Annotated in this window: 20 protein-coding genes; 9 read left to right on the top strand and 11 right to left on the bottom strand. The window is 43.0% G+C overall.

What is annotated here, in order from left to right:
* The first annotated feature begins 64 nt into the window (after window positions 1-64).
* Window positions 65-1171 carry a 1-acyl-sn-glycerol-3-phosphate acyltransferase gene (locus OCW38_RS20150; RefSeq protein WP_016767906.1) on the top strand — a complete coding sequence of 369 codons (1107 nt, stop codon included), beginning with the start codon at window positions 65-67 and terminating at the stop codon, window positions 1169-1171.
* Between the two features lie 162 nt (window positions 1172-1333).
* Here the strand turns inward: OCW38_RS20150 and OCW38_RS20145 are convergent, their stop codons facing one another.
* On the bottom strand, window positions 1334-1933 hold the full coding sequence (locus OCW38_RS20145; protein WP_010431249.1) for a hypothetical protein: 600 nt from the start codon (window positions 1931-1933) through the stop codon (window positions 1334-1336).
* Between the two features lie 104 nt (window positions 1934-2037).
* Between OCW38_RS20145 and OCW38_RS20140 the strand changes: the two genes are divergently transcribed.
* Window positions 2038-2340 (top strand): DUF1496 domain-containing protein, encoded by a 303-nt coding sequence (locus OCW38_RS20140; RefSeq protein WP_016784268.1) that lies wholly within the window; start codon window positions 2038-2040, stop codon window positions 2338-2340.
* Window positions 2341-2377: 37 nt separating this feature from the next.
* On the opposite strand, the gene OCW38_RS20135 is transcribed toward OCW38_RS20140, so the two are convergent.
* Complete coding sequence (locus OCW38_RS20135; protein WP_016768808.1) at window positions 2378-2677, bottom strand: YfcZ/YiiS family protein; 300 nt, start codon at window positions 2675-2677, stop codon at window positions 2378-2380.
* Between the two features lie 531 nt (window positions 2678-3208).
* Between OCW38_RS20135 and OCW38_RS20130 the strand changes: the two genes are divergently transcribed.
* Window positions 3209-3670, top strand: a complete 462-nt coding sequence (locus OCW38_RS20130) for a TetR/AcrR family transcriptional regulator (protein WP_010431239.1) — start codon at window positions 3209-3211, stop codon at window positions 3668-3670.
* Between the two features lie 392 nt (window positions 3671-4062).
* Here the strand turns inward: OCW38_RS20130 and OCW38_RS20125 are convergent, their stop codons facing one another.
* From OCW38_RS20125 to OCW38_RS20100, 6 genes are all read right to left on the bottom strand, one after another.
* On the bottom strand, window positions 4063-4845 hold the full coding sequence (locus OCW38_RS20125; RefSeq protein WP_016768807.1) for a heme ABC transporter ATP-binding protein: 783 nt from the start codon (window positions 4843-4845) through the stop codon (window positions 4063-4065).
* The gene (locus tag OCW38_RS20120) at window positions 4845-5882 is read right to left on the bottom strand and encodes a FecCD family ABC transporter permease (RefSeq protein ID WP_016768806.1); all 1038 of its coding nucleotides are present in this window, start codon (window positions 5880-5882) and stop codon (window positions 4845-4847) included. The genes OCW38_RS20125 and OCW38_RS20120 overlap by 1 nt, the downstream gene beginning before the upstream one ends.
* 125 nt (window positions 5883-6007) lie before the next feature.
* Window positions 6008-6898: a heme/hemin ABC transporter substrate-binding protein gene (locus tag OCW38_RS20115; protein WP_016768805.1), complete on the bottom strand. Its 891-nt coding sequence runs from the start codon at window positions 6896-6898 to the stop codon at window positions 6008-6010.
* Window positions 6899-7047: 149 nt separating this feature from the next.
* Complete coding sequence (locus OCW38_RS20110; protein WP_016768804.1) at window positions 7048-7461, bottom strand: ExbD/TolR family protein; 414 nt, start codon at window positions 7459-7461, stop codon at window positions 7048-7050.
* On the bottom strand, window positions 7458-8159 hold the full coding sequence (locus OCW38_RS20105; RefSeq protein WP_016768803.1) for a MotA/TolQ/ExbB proton channel family protein: 702 nt from the start codon (window positions 8157-8159) through the stop codon (window positions 7458-7460). The genes OCW38_RS20110 and OCW38_RS20105 overlap by 4 nt, the downstream gene beginning before the upstream one ends.
* 2 nt (window positions 8160-8161) lie before the next feature.
* Window positions 8162-8977 (bottom strand): energy transducer TonB, encoded by an 816-nt coding sequence (locus tag OCW38_RS20100; RefSeq protein WP_016768802.1) that lies wholly within the window; start codon window positions 8975-8977, stop codon window positions 8162-8164.
* 160 nt (window positions 8978-9137) lie between these two features.
* Here OCW38_RS20100 and hutW point away from each other — a divergent pair, with 160 nt between their 5' ends.
* From hutW to OCW38_RS20080, 4 genes are all read left to right on the top strand, one after another.
* Window positions 9138-10547: a heme anaerobic degradation radical SAM methyltransferase ChuW/HutW gene (gene hutW / locus OCW38_RS20095; RefSeq protein ID WP_016768801.1), complete on the top strand. Its 1410-nt coding sequence runs from the start codon at window positions 9138-9140 to the stop codon at window positions 10545-10547.
* A 49-nt stretch (window positions 10548-10596) separates the two neighbouring features.
* Complete coding sequence (hutX, locus tag OCW38_RS20090; RefSeq protein ID WP_010431218.1) at window positions 10597-11118, top strand: heme utilization cystosolic carrier protein HutX; 522 nt, start codon at window positions 10597-10599, stop codon at window positions 11116-11118.
* A 140-nt stretch (window positions 11119-11258) separates the two neighbouring features.
* Window positions 11259-11789: a heme utilization protein HutZ gene (hutZ, locus tag OCW38_RS20085; protein WP_010431215.1), complete on the top strand. Its 531-nt coding sequence runs from the start codon at window positions 11259-11261 to the stop codon at window positions 11787-11789.
* 114 nt (window positions 11790-11903) lie between these two features.
* A complete protein-coding gene (locus OCW38_RS20080) occupies window positions 11904-12446 on the top strand; it encodes an ATP:cob(I)alamin adenosyltransferase (RefSeq protein WP_010431211.1) in 543 nt (180 codons plus the stop codon).
* An 85-nt stretch (window positions 12447-12531) separates the two neighbouring features.
* Here OCW38_RS20080 and OCW38_RS20075 read toward each other — a convergent pair whose 3' ends face one another.
* Window positions 12532-13446: a chemotaxis protein gene (locus OCW38_RS20075; protein WP_010431209.1), complete on the bottom strand. Its 915-nt coding sequence runs from the start codon at window positions 13444-13446 to the stop codon at window positions 12532-12534.
* A gap of 269 nt (window positions 13447-13715) precedes the next feature.
* Between OCW38_RS20075 and ppiC the strand changes: the two genes are divergently transcribed.
* Together ppiC and OCW38_RS20065 are read left to right on the top strand one after the other, a co-directional pair.
* Window positions 13716-13994: a peptidylprolyl isomerase PpiC gene (gene ppiC, locus OCW38_RS20070; RefSeq protein WP_010431207.1), complete on the top strand. Its 279-nt coding sequence runs from the start codon at window positions 13716-13718 to the stop codon at window positions 13992-13994.
* Between the two features lie 282 nt (window positions 13995-14276).
* A complete protein-coding gene (locus OCW38_RS20065; RefSeq protein WP_010431206.1) occupies window positions 14277-15665 on the top strand; it encodes an alpha-amylase family glycosyl hydrolase in 1389 nt (462 codons plus the stop codon).
* Between the two features lie 125 nt (window positions 15666-15790).
* Here OCW38_RS20065 and OCW38_RS20060 read toward each other — a convergent pair whose 3' ends face one another.
* Complete coding sequence (locus tag OCW38_RS20060) at window positions 15791-17662, bottom strand: methyl-accepting chemotaxis protein (protein ID WP_010431204.1); 1872 nt, start codon at window positions 17660-17662, stop codon at window positions 15791-15793.
* 427 nt (window positions 17663-18089) lie between these two features.
* Window positions 18090-19460 (bottom strand): YjiH family protein, encoded by a 1371-nt coding sequence (locus tag OCW38_RS20055; RefSeq protein WP_010431202.1) that lies wholly within the window; start codon window positions 19458-19460, stop codon window positions 18090-18092.
* Window positions 19461-19677: the final 217 nt, after the last annotated feature.

Here is a 19677-nt window from a genome sequence, read left to right as displayed (position 1 = left end):
TGTAGCTGCGAGAAGTCAAAACAACGCGTAGAATGAGCCAGCTTTTTATTATATGAATTAAAAAATGACCTCTCCAAGCGATCCATATGTTGATATTCGTCCTTACGGCGATGATGAAATTCCTGCGGCACTAAACCGTCTTATTAATGATGAAGAATTTATCAGTGCGATTTTGCACTACCGTTTTTCAAACCATGCGTCTTGGTTCAAAACGTTAATGAGTCCAATTCTACGCGTTTACTTAAAAATGAAGTGGAGCAAGCTGACTAGCGTCGAATCCATTCAGATTGAAGTGAAAAAATACTTACGTGACACGCTAGCTAAAACCACCAATGGTGTGACATACACTGGCTTAGAGTCATTGGATACTGATCAAGCTTACCTGTTTGTATCAAACCATCGTGACATTGCTATGGATCCTGCGCTAGTTAATTACGCTTTGCATCAAAAGAACCATCAGACTTGTCGTATTGCTATTGGTGACAACCTATTGAAGAAGCCATGTGCGACTGAATTGATGCGTCTAAACAAGAGCTTCATCGTAAAACGTTCTCTGAAAGGGCCGCGTGAAATGATGAAAGCGTTAAGCCAGCTTTCTTCTTACATTAAGCACTCTTTAGAAACGGGTAACTCTATCTGGATCGCTCAAAAAGAAGGCCGAGCTAAAGATGGTAATGATTTCACTGAGCCAGCAATTCTAAAAATGTTCCACGTAGAAGGACGTAAGCAAAAAATCGCATTCCCTGAATATGTGAAGTCGTTGAAGATCGTGCCTGTTGCTATTTCATACGAAAACGATCCGTGTGACACCGCGAAAGCGATAGAACTTTTTGAGAAAGACGTAAACGGCAGTTATGAAAAGGGTGAATTTGAAGATATCGAAAGTATCATTCAAGGCATTATCGGTAACAAAGGGCGCGTGCACGTTGGTTTTGGTCAGGTTATTGACCAAGACTTTGATACGCCTGAAGCGCTTGCCGAAGAAATCGATCGTCAAATACACGATAACTACAAACTGTTCCCAGTAAACTTATTAGCAGCCGAAAAAGAAGATGACTCAATTACAGATTCGGTTAAAAAAGAGTTTGAAGAAAAGTTATCGATCTTGCCACAAGGTGCTCGTCAGTACTTGATTGATAGCTATGCGAACCCTGTGAAGAACATTGGTTAGTTCGCGTTCACTTATGGCTAGTTTGCTTATGATGATTAGGCGAACGAGCGCATTAGCTAACTAACAAGTGAATGAATTAAAAAAAGGAGCCTTGGGCTCCTTTTTTGTGTCTGGTTTTGGTCTTTTATTGCCCATAAGAACAAAAAACGAACTTCGTCTAAACTAGCGAGCAACAGCACCGCCGAGTTCTAAATTGGTTGGCCATGTCGTCACGGCGTTACCACCTAGATAGATATTGCCTTTGACCGTCATGGTGTCTGGAAACTCGGTAATGGCAGAGCCGCCAATATACAAATCACCGTCAATGACGATACCGTTTGGAAGTTCCGTCAAAGGAGTTCGAATGACGCTTAAGTCACCTTTTACTCTAAAGCCATTTGGAAGCCTCTGTAGTGGAGTATCTGTGAGATTAATAAATCCACCGACGCGCACACCTCTTGGCCAACTGGTGATTTGGCTGCCAATCAAGTCGGCGTAGCCCTTTATCTTAATGCCTGTAGGAACTCTTGTCAGTTGGCTGTTAGACGCTTTAAGACTGCCGTTCACTTCTAAACCTTTCGGTAAACGGGTAATTGCGGTGTTCTCTATATTTAGATTACCATCAACAATCAGGCCGCTAGGAAGTGATGTGTACGGCTTATTACGTAAATATAAGTTTCCGTAATTATCCAAATGGTTCAATATTTGATACTGATCGAGGGGTTCTGCTGCCACATTTGTTATGGTTAAATAACCAATAATAAGTGCAATTATTCGGATCATAACAAGCTTCTTTATTACGATAAACGATAACACTATAATGAAAAAATTATTCTCGCCTAGTGTTTTACTCATTTATTGGTAGGTAAAAAAGGAATAGAACGACAATGATAGGTAAATTTTGGGTTGGAACAAAGCGTCAAACTTTACAGGCTTTTATGCTTCTAACTTCTATGTGTTGTTCAATATCAGCGAATGCTAATAAAATAATATCAACGCCCGCAAAAGCAGCTGTGGTCGTCACTCAGAGTAGTTCACAGCAACGAGTTTGTTATTACAATGATAAGGCTTATAGCATAGGTGCTGTCGTTGAGGTTTCAGGAGTGGTGATTAAATGTACAGCGGAAAATGATTTTGAAACTAATGGGGCACTTGGTTGGGTTGAAATGATAAAAAAAGACGAGCAGTAAGCTCGCCTTTTTATTTGTATGAATATTGATGCTTATATTAACGCGCTAAAGAGCGAGTTTTAAGTTCAAAAATAATTTTTTCAGCGCTGACTTCAAATTTAAAGCGCGCTTGCAATTCAGTGCTATCTTCTGTCATCTCTGACGCTTCAAACTCAACATTGCTAGACACTTGTTTTGCTAACTCAACGTACTTAGCAAACTCAGCTTCAATAAGGGCTTTAGAGCTACCGTAAACCTTTACTTCAGCAACTTCGTCGCCTTCTTTAATGATAAAGCCGATTTCACCTGCACAACCGCAAGCTTCGCATACATCATTGTTACCGTTATCTTGGCTCATAAATAATCCTCTTACAAAGTCTGAGGTTATTCTAACGAGCAATTTGAACGGTATCTACAAAAATTAAAATCTTTGAACTAATTTATACTGGTATGCTATGTTGTTTGTTTAGAGGTGAAATGAATATCAACATTCGCGACGCAAAATATGTATGTGATCTCCATCATGTTTTGTCGAAGATTAATGTTATTAATTTGTCAGAATATCATTCACTTAGTTGCACCAGGAATGATTTTATAAGACTATCTATCGCTTGATAGGTATTTATACAATGAATTTTTCGTTGGGTATTTCATATTCTAAGTAGTTATTTAAAATTGCAGACTTAGGATCGTAAGGTGATTATTCGAAGAATAATTAGACAAAGCGTCCAGAGAGGCGTCACTGTAGAATTATTCGTACATAGTATTTGTGTGAAATTAGTTATAAATACTTGCGAAAAAATACCTTGCTCACATAATGCTGATAACGATTTGCATTCTGACTTCATTTGATTGAGTTAGATGGATTTACAAAGAGAAGAGCCTGAATATGCCAAAGCGTAGTAAAGAAGATACAGAAATCACTATCCAGAAGATCATGGATGCCGTTGTAGACCAGTTGCTAAGGTTGGGTTACGACAAGATGTCATACACGACGTTGAGTCAGCAAACGGGCGTTTCTCGTACAGGTATAAGCCACCATTTTCCAAAGAAAACTGACTTTACAGCTGCACTAGACGGTCGTATTTTTAAGATGTTCATGGAACACATTGACTTTGAAAATGGTCTTGACGCATTTTCGGCTAGCTGGGTTAGCGCACTTGAAGACGCTGAATTCCTGGCTATCTTACGTCTACTTTTCCATCATATCGTTACAGCTGAAAGCGCGCACGAATTTGCTGCAAACGGTATTGATCGTCTATACAAACTGACGGAAACTCAGTTTGGTGAGACTAGCGGTAAAGAACTAGAGTGGTTGATTGGCAAGTCATTAATTCGTATGAGCCAATAATCAACACGCCATAAAAAAAGCTCCTGAGGGGGCTTTTTTTATGGCTGTAATTTCACTTTTCATTACTCTCCTCTAATGTATTGGTCTTGTTTTCGTCGGTTTACTTCCGTCTTGATAGCGTTTATTTCTTTTCTTTTTATATGCTTACGTTTTCCATGCCTTTACTAATAATGGTCAAATCTCCGTACCACCAACGGCTATGGTTCATATTTAGAGCCTCAAACGCTTAGGATGAGACGTTTGGACTTTATTGCTATGGTTGCTAATAAAGTTGAGTTTGAGACGCGAGAGAGGCTATGAGCCAATAAAAAAGCCTCGAAAAAATCGAGGCTTAGTATGACTTAGTTGTTATTAAGAACGAATGCTTGAAATGAGTAGGCCTTAAACCGAGCTTATTGAGCGGGGTGAACTTGAGGAAAACTCATGGTTGGGTGCTTTTCTACGATACTCTTATAGCCATATACATCCTCAATCATCGAAGGTCTAAGTGCCTCCCAAGGACTACCATCGCAAATCAAGTTCCCGTTTTTTAAGACTACCAATCTATCTGAGTATTGTGCGGCTAAGTTAAGATCATGTAGCACGACGATAACAGCAGCATTGTGATTGTCGGCTAACTCTCTCGCGATCTTTAAGGTGTTGTGCTGGTGGGCGAGATCCAGTGCAGACGTAGGCTCATCCAGCATTAATATGCATTGATCACCAGAATAGTGAAGCTGAGTTAACACTCGAGCCAAGTGAACTCGTTGTTTTTCACCGCCAGATAGAGAAGGGTAGAGCCTTTCACTTAAGTGAGTCACATCGGCAACATCCATTTTTTTGCTAGCAATGCTTTTGAGGTTTTTGTGGGATTCTTGCAGAGGGATTCCACCAAGTTCAACAACTTCATGTGCTAGGAAGGGGAAGGTTAACGTACTGTGTTGAGGAAGCATAGCCAGATGCTTTGCAAGCTTATGAGAAGGCCACTTGTCTTTAGTGTGTCCAAAATATTGGATATCACCGTTGCTTGATATTTCTTGGCACAAGGCTTTGAGTAGTGTGCTTTTACCCGCGCCATTTGGCCCAAGCAGTGTGGTTACCTTTCCCGCTTCAACCTCAATAGAAACGCCATCTAATATCACTTTATTGCCGAACTTCACTTCGATATCGGTCGCTTTTAACGCTGAAGGAAACATTAAAGGATTCTCCCTTTCTGTTGAAATAGTAGGTACAGGAAGAACGGTGCGCCGATTATTGCGGTGACAATACCTACAGGTAGCTCTGCTGGAGCAAGTATCACGCGTGAGAACATGTCTGCGGCGGTTAACAGCAATGCACCTAAAACGGCAGATAAGGGAAGTAGAACTCGATGATCCGGGCCCGCTAACATGCGACCTAAATGAGGGATCACAAGCCCGATAAAACCGATCATCCCAGACAAACTAACCGTGATTCCTACGCCTGCGGCGGTCAGTAGAATCAACTTTCGTTTAAGTTTTTGTACTGGGATACCAAGGTGTTGCGCTTCTGACTCACCTAAGAGCAGGGCGTTCAGTGACATCGCTTGGCGGTAGAAAATAATAAACAATCCAACGAGCGTGACAGCAGCAAGTAAAATGCCAGACCACTTAGCACCCGCTAATGAACCCATTGACCATAATGAAAGATCACGCAGCATTTGGTCATCAGCAATGAAATTCAAAAAGCCAATACCTGCGCCAGATAGTGCACTGATCGCTACACCCGCTAACAGCATGATGGTGACTGAAGTGCCAAATTTGCCTGTACCCAGCTTATACACCAATAGCGTAGTTAATGCGCCACCAAGAAAGGCGAAGACAGGGACCGCAGCAAAATTCATAAATGCTGGGTATTGGACGGAAATTTTTGAAAAAAGGACAATAGCTAATGCGGCACCCAATGCAGATCCGGCTGACACGCCAATGATTCCAGGCTCGGCAAGCGGGTTTCGAAATAAGCCCTGCATGACTGCGCCACATAAAGCGAGTATTGCGCCGATTAGCATGCACAATATCGTTCTGGGTAAGCGAATTTCTTGAATCACCAAATTGATGTGAGGTGCTAAGTCATTGTTTAGTTGGAGCAGGCTGGCTGCGCTGTCAGCCAAGCTAATGTTCATTGGCCCAACAGTGATCGAGTACAGCGCGACGAAGACTAAGGCAGTTCCTAGGCCTAACATCGATGTTTTCAGTGGGACGGATCGTAGCAACATAAAGGGCCTCAATGTCTATCACTAGCTTCAATACTGATCACCGACTTCGCAAAAAGCGAGACGGTGATGAGCATTAAGCAAGCAACAGTAGAAATAGGGTAGTCTAGTTATAGCGGGTAGATAAGTTATAACGGATAGATAAGTGCGTTTAATCGCTTCGCTTCAGAAAGGCTTTCAAGGCCAAGCCCTCCAACTAAAGCGCTGCCCTTCACAGTAATAATTTGCTTGTTCATGCCTGCTGGCGTCGCCGCTAGCATAGGTAACGATTTAAGAATGGCATCAGCGCCGCCAATTTTCTGGTAGCTACGTCCGCTCACTAAGATGACATCTGGCTGCATTTCTATCAGAGATTCCATCGACAATGGCTTGTAAGACGTTAGGCTTTGAGCTGCAGGGTTAACACCGCCAGCCAATTCAATGATCGCGTTTGGTGAAGTCTCACCACCGGCAACGTTCGCAGGGCGACCTTCATGCAACAACAGGAAAAGCACCTTCTTCGCTTCGTTGCTTGGTACTTGGTTTGCTTTCAGTGCTGCAACCTTCTGATTGACTTCGGCTTTAACTTTCTGTGAGTGTGCTTCGGTATGGGTAATCTTGGCGATTTGGTCTATTCGCTGTAATAGCCCTTCAACATTCGCTTCGGTATTGACGATCTCTACATCGACGCCCGCAGATTTCAATTGAGATATTGCGTTATCTGGCCCCATTTCATCTGAGCCAACCAGTGTTGTTGGCTGTAATGCTATCAAGCCTTCTGCTGACAGGTTTCGGTGATAACCAATTTTCGGCAGGTTCTCTGCTTGAGGGAAATGGCTTGTTACATCAATCGCCACTAACTGATCTTGAGCACCCAGCGCTAAAACTAATTCGGTAACAGCACTGCCCGCGCTGATGATTCGAGGTTGTTCTGTATCGTTGGCCATTGCTGCTGGCGCGGTCAGAGCCAAGCTCATCGCAGCGATTGATAGTAAATGCTTGTTGGTCTTTAATTTATTGAGCACGTTTAAGTTGTTCATAATAAGTTCTTTATATTTTCTTTTTGTATCGCGAAGATACTCAGTGAGCAGTCCGTTCGCATTGTGAGTTCGAGTCGATAGAGAGGCTTAGCTCTGATTGTTTAGTCTTATCGGTCAGAAGCCAAACCTCGTGAAAATTGAGTCTTGTTTTAGCCATCGTCAGTGAGCAATTGAGTCGCTGGTATTCCGTTTTCTTGAAGAAATGAAAGCAGCTTCACTAAGTTTTCAACGTTGGCGGCTTTATCCGCGCCAATGATGATCGGCTTTTTATCTGTTGAACCTGTCTCTTCTAACAAGGCAATCTTGAAGTTTTCCCAGTCGATGTACTCTTGGCCGTTAATCGCCCAGTAGGGTTCATGGTCTAGAATGTTGACGCTAATCGAGTCTTTGTGGACTTCAGAAACGTTTTTAACGTCAGAACTAGGCAGTTCAACTTCCAGTGACTCCAGCTTTACTGATGCCGTAAGCAATAGAAAAACCATCACGATAAAAATGATGTCGAGCAGCGGTGTTAAGTCCGGCGCTAGGCTCTGTGTGTGAGATGAGTGGGGCGTCTTAATCATGCTTGGCTCACATCACCGATAGAGGCTTTGTTGACTGGCTTACCTTGATTATCATCAGATTGATTGGTTTGAATCGACATACCTTCTAGCCACACATTCACATAGTTCAGGGTATGTTCTAGCTGAGCGAGTACTCGGTCAGCCCAAAGGCCTAATAGCTGTGCGCCTGAAATTGCAGGCAGTGCAATCATCAAACCTGCAGCTGTGGTTCTCATTGCTAAGCCAAGGCCGTCAGCTAGATCATTTGGTGTAATACTTCCGGTGGTAGCAGCTACACCTTTGAACATCTCAATAAGACCAAGCACCGTACCAAGCAAGCCAATTAGTGGACTGATCACGCCGATTAAACCAAGCAACCTTAAACCTGCATGAAGCTGGTGGCGTTTTTCTTGTAGCCAGATGCCTGCTGCATCTTCACGTAGTCCTTTCGAAAAAGAGTGGTGAGCAAGCAACATCGAGACGCCCTTGTACAGCAGCGGTCTTTTCCCTGAAATAGACTGAGCAAGCGCTTCAATCTCTTTGTTGTTGGTTGGTGATATTTGATTGAGCTCGCGACGAATGGCGCGCTTGCCAACACCAATGCTTAACATCACTTGGAAGACTCGTTCAGCGATGATCATTGCGGTTAATGCTGAACATATAAGAAGAGGCCAAGTCATTAAGCCAAGTTGATCTTGTAAGTAACTGATTTGTTGCATGATTAATCCAACCTAAAACGAACAGGTATTTGTACACGGTGAGCAATCGCTCGACCATTGACAGTGTGAGGTGAGAATTTCCATTGTTTAATGGCGTCTAAAGCGGCGTTGTCGAGCATTAGTGCGCCTGATGAATTTACTAATGCTTGTTTAATCTGTTTGCCTTCAGCGTCTAACCAGACCTCATAAGTTGCGACACCTTCAACCCCACGACGTCTCGCTTGGCGTGGGTAATTCGGTGGTGTCGGGCGTGAAGAAAAAGAGGGCTTAGTCACTAATACGGGCTCTTGGTTTGATACGCCTTGGTTTACTTCCTGAGGTTGGTTGGCAGACTCGGCCAGATTTCTATCGATTTTCTTGTCGGCCAGTTTTTCTGGTTGAGGCGTTGGTTTGGACTTTGGTTCTGGGCGTTCTTTCTTAACGACCTTTTTCTGAGTCACTGGTTTCTTTTGAATCGGCTTCTTTTCGACTCTCTTTTCAACAACCTTTTTCTCTACTTTCTTGGGTTGAGGCTTATTGGTGATCGCTTTTTTCTTTGGCGTCGGTTTGGCTTGTTTTGGCTCAACGGCCTTGGGTTCGACAGGTTTAGGTTCAGCTTGTGAGACTGTTTCTTTGATTGGTTCTGGTTCAACCGGCTCTGTGATGGTTTTTTGTTGAGCTTGAGAAGGCGTGCTCTTAGGCGTGAAGTTGATCGATACCGTGTTCGATTGGCTACCTGCAGGCATCGCGAATACTTTGGATTCTTGAGCGACAAACAATAGCGCTGCATGAATCACTAACGATGCACCGCCTGCAATAACATATCTAGGAACGTTCACTTTCAATCCTTTACCAAATCTAAAATCTGTACCGGATTATCGCTCAGAATCTAAATAAGATCAATTATCAATTGCATTATCATTTGCGTCTATTTATGATTCTTTCAGTTTTAGCGAATAGTCTTTCAGACTTTGCTATGTAAGTGTTTAGAGAGATTATATGAGTCTTGATATTTATAAATTTGACGAATCAATTGTGGGGGTTTCTACCCCAGATCCGCTTCGTTTTGCGTTTGCTAAAAAGCATTCTGCACACGCCGGAGGAAGTACAATTCCGGTCGACCCGAGTAAGAAGTTGGAGCTTTTTGATGAACTGATGCTAAGCGAAGGGAAAAAACAGGATAAGCGTTGCTTGTATATCCATATTCCTTTCTGCCGTGTGCGCTGTACGTTCTGTAACTTCTTCCAAAATGCCGCAAGTCGCAAATTAGTCGATGAGTATTTTGATGCGCTGATGGTTGAGTTGAAGCAAAAAGCCAAAACGCCTTGGGCTCAGTCTGGATTATTTCACGCCGTCTACATTGGTGGCGGAACACCTACCGATTTGTCTCCTAAACAGGTAGAGCAGTTAGGCAAGGCTATTCGCCAATATTTCCCACTAGCAAACGATGTGGAAATGACTTTAGAAGGGCGCATCAATCGCTTTGGCGACGAGATGTTTGATCGTGCGCTTGAAGGTGGTTTCAATCGCTTCTCATTCGGTATTCAAAGTTTCAACACTCAAGTTAGACGCAGTGCCAAGCGCTTAGATGACCGTGAAGTGGTGTTGGAACGTATCAGTGCTTTGAGCCGCACCGAGCAAGCTCCCATCGTTCTGGATTTGCTGTACGGACTGCCATACCAGTCTATGGACGTGTTCCAACAAGACTTAGAAGATTACATGTCTACTGGCGCGCACGGCATTGACCTCTACCAACTGATTGTTGGGGGTAATGCACCTATGCTTAATCTCGTTGAGAAAGGAAAAATTCCACCACCAGCGAATACGCCAGATAAAGCGAGCATGTACTTGGCGGGCGTCGAGTTCATGGCAAAAAATAAGGTCAAGCAACTGAGCGTGAATCACTGGACTCGTGATAACCGAGAACGCAGCATTTACAACAGCTTAGCGAAAACTTATGCCGAAGTTCTGCCGATTGGTTGTGGTGCTGGTGGCAACATCGGTGGTCATGGAGTGATGCAACATCGAACTTTAGACAGCTACATGGAGTCTATAAAGCAAGGTCAATTACCTATTGCCATGATGACGAAGCAAAGCTCACTAGAGCCAATCTTCTCGACATTAAAGGCCGGTTTTGATTCTGGTGTTGTTAGAAGAAGTACGTTGCCGACCTTTATGGGACAAGACACTTTCGATTACTTGAAGCCTCTGTTCTCACATTGGGAGAAGAATGGTTTGGTTGAACTTTCAGAGAATTACCTGAGCCTGACTATTGCTGGTAGCTTCTGGGCAGTAAGCCTAGCTCAGAGTGTGATTCAAGTGCTTAACGCTGAATATCAAGCGATGCACCCTGCACCGAAAGCATCAGGTTCAGGCGTTCACCCGCATGCAAGTTTGAAGCACGCTTAATATCGAATTTTTAGTTTATAACTTACTCGTTTATACGGACACATATTCAATGACAGATACAACATTAGAAATGACACAAACCCTAGAACAACGTGTCGCACGTATTCTAGAAGAAGAACCAAAACTGCTTCCTACTGCGATTGCTGAGAAGCTAGGTGTTTCAGAAGTTGAAGTGGTTGCTGCTTTTCCAAACGACATGGCGGTAATGCTAGATGGCAGCCGTGCTCAAGAGATTCTAGAAGGTTTGGTTGGTTGGGGCCCTGTGACCACAATTATGCATTCATTCGGTTCAATCTTCGAAGTAAAAGCGCCTTTCCCTAAAGGTAAAGTCGCGCGTGGTTACTACAACTTGATGGGCAAAGAGGGCGAGCTTCATGGCCACCTGAAACTCGACAACATCAAACATGTTGGTTTGGTGAGCAAAGCGTTCATGGGTCGTGAAAGTCATTACTTCGGTTTCTTCAGTGAAACGGGCGAGAACATTTTTAAGATCTACCTAGGTCGCAATGAAAAGCGTGAGCTTATTGCCGACCAAGTAGAACGCTTCAAAGCACTAAAAGAACAAGCTTAAGCAGACTTAACGGCAAGCTTAAATAAGGTTGCCAACTCGTTTAAACAGAACATCAATGCTCGAGGATCGTTTAGTTCGCTAATGATCGCTCAACCTCGAGAAAAATAATAAATCAGAGAAAGTGAATAAAGGAATTACCCATGGAACAGCAAGTAAAACAAGAACGTCTACAAGGTCGCCTAGGTCCAGAAATTAAAGAATTTCGCCAAGAGCGCCGTACCCTTCAACTTGCAACGGTTGATGAAGAAGGTCGCCCGAACGTAAGTTACGCGCCTTTCGTTCAGAACCAAGAAGGTTACTTTATTCTAATTTCTGATATTGCTCGTCATGCTCGTAACTTGAAAGCAAACCCTCAAGTCTCTTTGATGATGATTGAAGACGAAGAGAGCTCGAAGCAGCTTTACGCACGTAAGCGTTTAACGTTTGATGCTCAGGCAAGTGTTGTAGAGCGTGAAACGGAGCTTTGGACTCAAGTGATCTGCCAGATGCAAGAGCGTTTCGGCGAGATCATCGATGGTCTGAGCCAGCTTCAAGATTTCTCTCTGTTCAACCTTAAAGCAGAGAACGGTCTGTTCGTTAAAGGCTTTGGTCAGGCATACCAAGTGTCAGGTGACGATCTGGTGGATTTCGTTCACCTACAAGAAGGCCACAAAAAAGTGTCTAACGAGTAACTTAGCTTAAGCTATTGTTTTAAGAGCCCTCTAATGTGAGGGCTTTTTTATGTCTAAATCAAAGAGTTTGCTATATTGGCATCTGATTAATATTTTGTGTGTAAGGATCGATACGTGAAACCAGTAAGTCGAGATTGGGATGAGTTCTGTTACCCATTTATTTATGAAGACAGTCCTATCTGTGATTTTGAAATTTTGTCGGATGAACTTTGTTGTCGTATTGGATTAGTACTGTCTTTAGACCTAGAGCCTCAGGTTCGTGAGATCTTGCAACGCTTGCAGCCGAACATTTATCACTTGAATGGTTCTGTGCGCGGTAAGCTCGCCATCACCGAATCTGAATTGGTCGATCTCAAGCAAGATTATCATCACATTCGCGATCAGCTAGAAGGTGGTTTCAAAGGGTTTGTCTTACCGGGCGGGCACCGAGTGTCCAGCGAGCTTCACTTATGTCGTTGTCAGGCTAAAAAAGTCGTGCGAGCCTTAGTGAGTATTGAGCATCATGAAAGTAAAAAATCGCCAGATCCGATTCTTTTTAAATACGCTAACTTAGTCGCGAACACACTCTATGCATTGGCGTCTTTTACCAATCATGTCAATGAAGTTGAAGACGTGGAATTTGTGAGTAAGAGCTATTCTATGCCAAAGAAATCTTAAGGAAGAGTTCTACACTGATTTATCTCTGATGCTTAAGAAGCTAAACCATTAAGCATGATGCTAGGTTTAGCTTCTAAAATAGCGTCTAAGCAGCCGAAGATGCTTCGTTTAAAACTTTTGCACCGCGTAGCATGGCTTCGATTAATTCACCTGCATTGAACTTCTCAAGTGCTTCATGAGCCCCTACCTGATTGGCACGGTCGACACAGATCTCACTCGATAGTGAAGTGTGCAAAATACAGTAAGCATGCCTCAGTGCGTTGTCGTTTTGTACTTCAAACGCAAGCTCATAACCATCGAGCCCCGGCATTTCGATATCGCTTACAAGAAGATCAATCGCATTACCTTTGCTAGCCTCTCGTCGCATCAGATCGATTGCGTCTAACCCGTTGTTACAAATGCTATATGGGATGTTGATACTGTCTAAGGCATCAGACAGCTGCTTTCGCGCGATCAAAGAATCATCAACCAACAAGATATTCAGCGCTTTGAGGCGCTCTCTCTCGACATCGGTAAGCATCGGAATATGCGCATTTTCGTAATGTGGGTAGATTTTAGAAAGCAATAACTCCACATCGAGCATCTGCACGATACGATCTTCAAAACGTGTAATACCCGTAACAAATACATTGCGACCAACGCTGGTGGGCGGCGATTCAATGCTCTTCCAGTCACACTCAATGATCTTATCAATCGAACGAACCAAGAATGCAACAACGGTTCTTAAACAATCGGTGACGATGAGTACACAGCTTTGGTATTCAGAAGGGGTGATAGGACGAAAGCCAATCGCCGCAGACATATCAATGACAGGAACCGTAAGATCACGGATAGTGACGGTGCCAATGACGTGGTGATGAGAGTAGGGGATTTGGGTCATTGGTTGGAAAGGAACGATTTCTCTAACTTTAAGCGTGCCAATCGCAAAACTTTGAGTGAGGGATAACTTGAACATCAACATTCCCTGTGACTGACTCGCTTTACTGATTGTTTTAGCCATATGTGGCTCCTACTTAATACGCGCTTAACTTATAAGGATTAATTTAAAGGGAAATGGAAGCAGGGGCAAGTGACTAACCCGTTTTTAAGGGCCTTTAAGAGGGTTGTTTTCGGTTATAGAGTGAAGAATAGTGGTTCTTGGGTTAAAATCACGCTAAATGCGAGTTGCTGAACAATTTCTGTCGATGAAGCTAGTCGACGGGCAAATCGCGATAAACTGATCGTTAGAACTAGCAGTAACGAACTGACAGAAACAAACTGAGAATTATCATGGCAAGAAAAGCAGCAGCGCTTCACATTTTAGTGAAGCATAAAGAACAAGCAGAAGACATCATTAAACAGCTTAAGAAAGGCGCTAAGTTTCAAACACTAGCGAAGAAGCACTCTACTTGCCCATCGGGTAAAAAGGGAGGTGACTTAGGCGAGTTCCAAAAAGGTCAAATGGTGCCTCAGTTCGATAAGGTTTGTTTCTCTGGTGAGACGTTGGTACCACATCTGGTAAAAACAAAATTTGGTTGGCACGTGGTTAAGGTTCTTTACAGAACCTAGTGTAAGATATGTGTGCAATGGAATAAAAGGAGCGTATGTACGCTCCTTTTTTGTCACTTTTTGGCGTATTTAAAAGCATGATGGCTGAGTGTTCATCCCAGACGTTATGCGATAATTGGTGCTACGCCCTCAACTATCCGCCGTGACTAATTGATAGGAGGAGGAGGGGTTTTAATGAGTAAGTCATATAATAAATGCCATTCTTAAGGAAATTTATGCAGCTTTGCCTTTTAGCCTTGTCTTTATCTAGAAAGCTGTAAACAAGTTTGGTAGGAGAACAACATGGAGAGTTCAGCTATGTTAAGCAACCCAGCGACAGATGTCATATTGCATGCCTTTGACTGGTGTTACGCTGACGTAATGAAGAACGCCCCACTGATTCAAGAGTTGGGTTATAAATCGGTTTTAGTTTCACCAGCAATGAAGTCGTTACGCGGCCCCAAAGGTTGTGACCGAGAGTCTGGTACCGAATGGTGGCAACGTTATCAGCCACAAGACTATCGTGTGATTGATAATCAACTTGGCGACACGCAAGATTTCATCACGATGGTGAACACGTTAAAACAACATGGGCTTCGTACCTATGTGGACGTCGTGTTCAATCACATGGCCAACGAATCTGGCATCCGAGGTGATTTAACGTATCCCAATCAACAAGATATGGCATCCTACCAGCAAGATTCTGAGTATTACGAATCCATACGTTTGTTTGGTGATCTTTCTGAAACTCTGTTTGATGAAAACGACTTTGTAGAAGCGTTTGGTATTAAGAATTGGAAAGATACTTGGGAAGTACAAAATGGACGTATTACCGGTGGAGCGAGCGATCCCGGCTTACCAACGCTATTAGATAATGACAATGTGGTCGCGCAGCAAAGAGCTTATCTCAAAGCCTTGAAAGCTATTGGCGTGAAAGGTTTCCGTATTGATGCCGCAAAGCACATGACACTGTCACATCTGCGTAAGGTGTGGACTGATGACATCTGCGAAGAAATGCACATCTTTGGCGAGATCATTACTGATGGTGGTGCGACGGAAGAAGAGTATGAGTTGTTCCTTGAGCCATACCTCAAACACACTCGCTTAGGCGCTTATGATTTCCCGCTGTTCAATACCATTTTCAAAGCCTTTGAAGAGCAGGGCAGCTTTAAGTCTCTTATCAATCCGTACTGTTTTGGTCAGGCGCTATCGAACATGCGAGCCATTACGTTTGCTGTGACTCATGATATTCCAAACAACGAGGTGTTTTTGGAACATGTGATGGATGAAGTGGACGAACGATTGGCACATGCTTTCATTCTGGGTCGAGATGGCGGTGTACCGCTTGTTTACAGTGAGTTGAGCACAAGCGGTATTCTGGATCAGAACGGCCAGCCTCGATGGCTTAACGACTGGCAAGCGCCTTACATGAAAAATATGATTCAATTTCATAATCATGTTCATGGCGAAGCAATGCGTGTGGTTGAAGCGAATGATGATTTGTTGGTGTTTGTTCGTGGAGACAAAGGCATTGTGGTGATTAATAAATCTAAGCGATGTAAAACGGCATCACTAACTTGGACGGGTGATGTGACGGATTTATTGTCCGGTAACGTGTTTGAATGTGCAGACAAGGCTTTAACCATTAAGGTTGAACCTAACCAATGTATGATGTTGATTACTAATAGCTGATGGTTGCATTTAGGCTAAAATAGTTAGGAAATCAGAGGTTTGTAATTACTGATTCGCAAAAGAAAAGGCATGCTCAAATAATGATTGAGCATGCCTTTTTTGTTGGTTTCATCTTAGATGCAATCTTACACGGTAAATTTATTCAACAGTTCATCCTGCGCACGAACATTATCAGTTTGCACTTGCATTGCCGTATTCGCTTCTTGAGCTGAGTTTGATACTTGTGTTGAAAGGTCTTTGATCTTAACCGTGTTGTTATTGATCTCTTCCGCTACCAAGCTCTGTTCTTCTGCTGCTGAAGCAATCTGAATATTCATATCAGAGATACGCTGAATCGCGTCACGGATACGGTCAAGTGAAGAGTTCGCTTGCTGCGCGCGTTCAACGGCGTCAGTCGCAGTGTCTTTACTTTGGTTCATCGCGTTAGATACTGAGCTTGCGCCAGCTTGGAGCTGCTCGATCATGTTGCGGATTTCAGTTGTCGACTCTTGAGTACGTTGCGCCAGAGTACGAACTTCGTCGGCTACAACTGCGAAACCACGACCTGATTCACCCGCACGCGCGGCTTCAATCGCAGCGTTCAATGCCAGTAGGTTAGTTTGGTCAGCAATGTCGTTGATTACTTTAAGAATCGTTTCAATGTTTGCTGTTGCTGATTCAAGTACTTGTACTTCTGCAACGGCTTGGTCGATACGAGCTGAGAGGTTATCAATGGCTTGCGTGGTGTCACTTACTACTGAAGTACCGTCTAGTGTTGCTTCGTCAGCTTCACGAGCTGCTGCAGCCGCCCCTTGAGCGTTGTTTGCTACTTCTGTTGCAGTCACTGCCATTTCGTTCATTGCGGTTGCTAGCTGTTCAAGTTCTTGCAATTGCGTATTCATTGCGTTTGCTGATTCACCTGCACCTCTAACTGTGATTTCAGTACCACGCTTAATCTCAACGCCAATTGCTTTAGATTGAATGATTTGGCTTTGTAGGTTTTCGGTAAAGGTGTTGAAGCCTTTCGCTAGGTCAGAGAACTCTTTGTCTGTGTTGGTATCTAGGCGCTTAGTTAAGTCACCTTGTCCGCTTGCTACGTCCTGAATTGCTTCGTTAAGTGCATCAAGTGGGCGCATTAATACACGAATCAGAACCGTTAGTGCAATGATGCTGAGAATTACGGCAATCAACGAGTAAATCATCGAGCTGTTTTTCAGGTCTTCAACGGTTTGGAAAGCTATTGCTTCATCAACGATTGCCCCAATATACCAATCTTCACTTGGAATGTGAGTGAAGTTTACTAGGAACGTTTTGTCATCGACTTCAATTTCTTGAGAGCCTTCACGAATCGTAGCTTGTGGCATGTAGCTTGAGAGCATTTCACCATTGTTCTTTGCATTTGGGTGGGCGATGGTCGTACCGTCGGCTGTTACTAGGAATAGGTAACCTGCATCAAACAAGTTTACTTGATTTACTAGGGTCGCTAGGTTAGTCAGCTCTAAGTCGTAGAACATGCCAGCAGTGAAGCGGCCGTTGTCTTTTACGGGTGTACCTACTGAGATGATGACCTTTTTGCTTGATGCATCCACATAAGGAGCGGTAACTACTAAACTGTTTTTGGATTTAGCATCAATATACCAAGGGCGAATTCGTGGGTCGTAATCTGGGCCGGCTTCCCATCCGTCATCATTTTCAATGACGAAACCGTTTGCCTCATAGCCAAAACCAACTGCGAGAAAGCTATTTTTAAGCTTAGGCTTTTCTAGGATAGTTTTTACATAAGCATGATCTTGAGGAGCGATCTCGATGACTTCAGTTGTTGATTGAGCCAATGCTTTCTTGGCGTTCATTTCAGATACTACGGTGTTCTTAACACCTGAGACCATCTCATTAACGCTCGCACTGACGTGGTTTTCTACCGCACTTCTCACGGTGTAAAGTTGTTGTATTGAAAGCAATGATACTGTCACTAGCAGCAAGGCTGATGATGCAGCAACCACCTTATGGCTAAATTTCATTGAATTTTCCCCTTCTCACTGTCTTTGCGAAGATTAAAGTAAATATTGTTTCTGTGATTATATATATCGACGAGACTTGGATTTACTTGAATGTAATTTCACAAATCAGACCACAAAATACAACAACTCATACGATGTAAAATTCACTCTATTGCAAAATTACGAGTTTTAGTATTTTGTTCAATGAGTTGAAAACTTAAGCAAGCTTGAGTCTTTGGGAATTAATAATTTATTAATGAGGCGTTTATGAATATGGTTTTCTATTCAAATGAGAGGAGGGCAATAATGAATATGAAATTAAATGATATGCCGAATTTTATATATTGTTCAGATTATAACTTAAAAGACTAAGTATATTAATTATAAATAAAAAAGCCTCACAACAGTAAGGCTTTATAAATTACATATTTATCGTGCTACATCTAATTTAGAATATTAGATGGGCTACACCAGCAATGACCGGAAGCGTAATTAGAGTACGCAGAATAAAGATAATAAATAGCTCTAAGATGTTCACTGGGATCTTACTGCCTAGAAGTAAAGCACCTACTTCAGACATGTAAATCAGCTGAGTCACCGACATGGCTGCAATAACAAAGCGAGTCATCTCGTTGTCGATAGAGGCTGCAAGGATTGCTGGAATGAACATATCCGCAAAGCCAACAACGATCGTTTCAGAGGCTGCTACCGCTTCAGGCACACCAAGTAGCTCAAGGAAAGGAATGAAAGGCTGACCTAAAAATGAGAATACAGAGGTGTATTCAGCAATAACCAGTGCCATCGTACCTAAGCCCATAACAACAGGTAGTACACCAAAGACCATATCTACTGCGTTACGAACGCCTTCGCCAAATACAGACTTAGCCGACTTCACTTGTGATGCTTTGTTTACCGCTAGTTTAAGACCCCAAGAGAATGTTGAGTAACCAGCAGGAATTGCATCAGCGTCTTTGTGCGGCTTGCTACCATCGATGAAGGTGTCTTTCTTCATGCTTAGTGGTGGAAGGCGGGGGATGATTACCGCAGCCACAATACCCGCTAGACAGATAGCTGCATAGAAAGGTAGGAACAAGTGCTCTAACTCGACCTGAGCAATAACCACAAGGCTAAACGTGATAGAGACTGCAGAGAACGTCGTACCAACAACAGCCGCTTCACGCTGAGTATAGAATTTCTTCTCGTACTGCTTACTCGTTAGTAGGATACCAACACTGCCGTCACCTAACCAAGAAGCCATACAGTCGATAGCACTACGGCCTGGTAGGTTAAAGATTGGACGCATGATTTTACTTAATAATGTGCCAAAAAGTTCTAGTAAACCGAAGTTAAGTAGAAGAGGTAGTAGCAAACCTGCAAAGATAAATACCGAGAACAGGGTTGGAAGTAGGCCTTCTAGCACTAAGCCGCCAGTGTTCTCTTCCCAAATAAACTCAGGACCGATTTGGAAAAATGCCATGAATGCGGCAGCACCACCAATCATACGAACCAGCAACCAAAGTGGAGATGGGTTGAAAAGGCCGTTTAAAAATGAACTTGATGTGATGAATGCTGGCTTGAAAATGGAGCTTAAAACGGAAGCTACAGACATGAAAGCAACGATTGCAGTGATAATTGCTACTAGAGACTCACCGAAAACCGCTTGAATTGACTTGGCTAAGATAGCAACAGGGATGGTTAGATCGCCTTGGTAGCTAATTGGTGCCATGAAAAGGAATAAACCAATCAATGATGGGATTAAGAAAACCCAGAAACTGCCTTTAGATTTCTCTGGTTGAGCAGTATTCGTGTTGTTAGACATGTTAATTGTTCTCGTATTTCTACATGTAAAAAAGCCATATCCTTGGCATTTTATTCTCTAAACATCCGTATTTTCTCATTGGCTGCAAGATTACCCAGTATTGATAGTTCTTGCAATACTATTCATCAAATACCGCTAAATATTCAAACTGGATATTCTGAAACTCATTAATAGTTTAGAATAAAGTGTTGCGGATGTTACGTAGTTTAAGAATATA

The organism is Vibrio cyclitrophicus (assembly GCF_024347435.1).
GTDB classification, from domain to species: Bacteria; Pseudomonadota; Gammaproteobacteria; order Enterobacterales; family Vibrionaceae; genus Vibrio; species Vibrio cyclitrophicus.
Note: the sequence above shows the minus strand (reverse complement) of the source record. Positions and strands in the feature narration are given on the sequence as shown.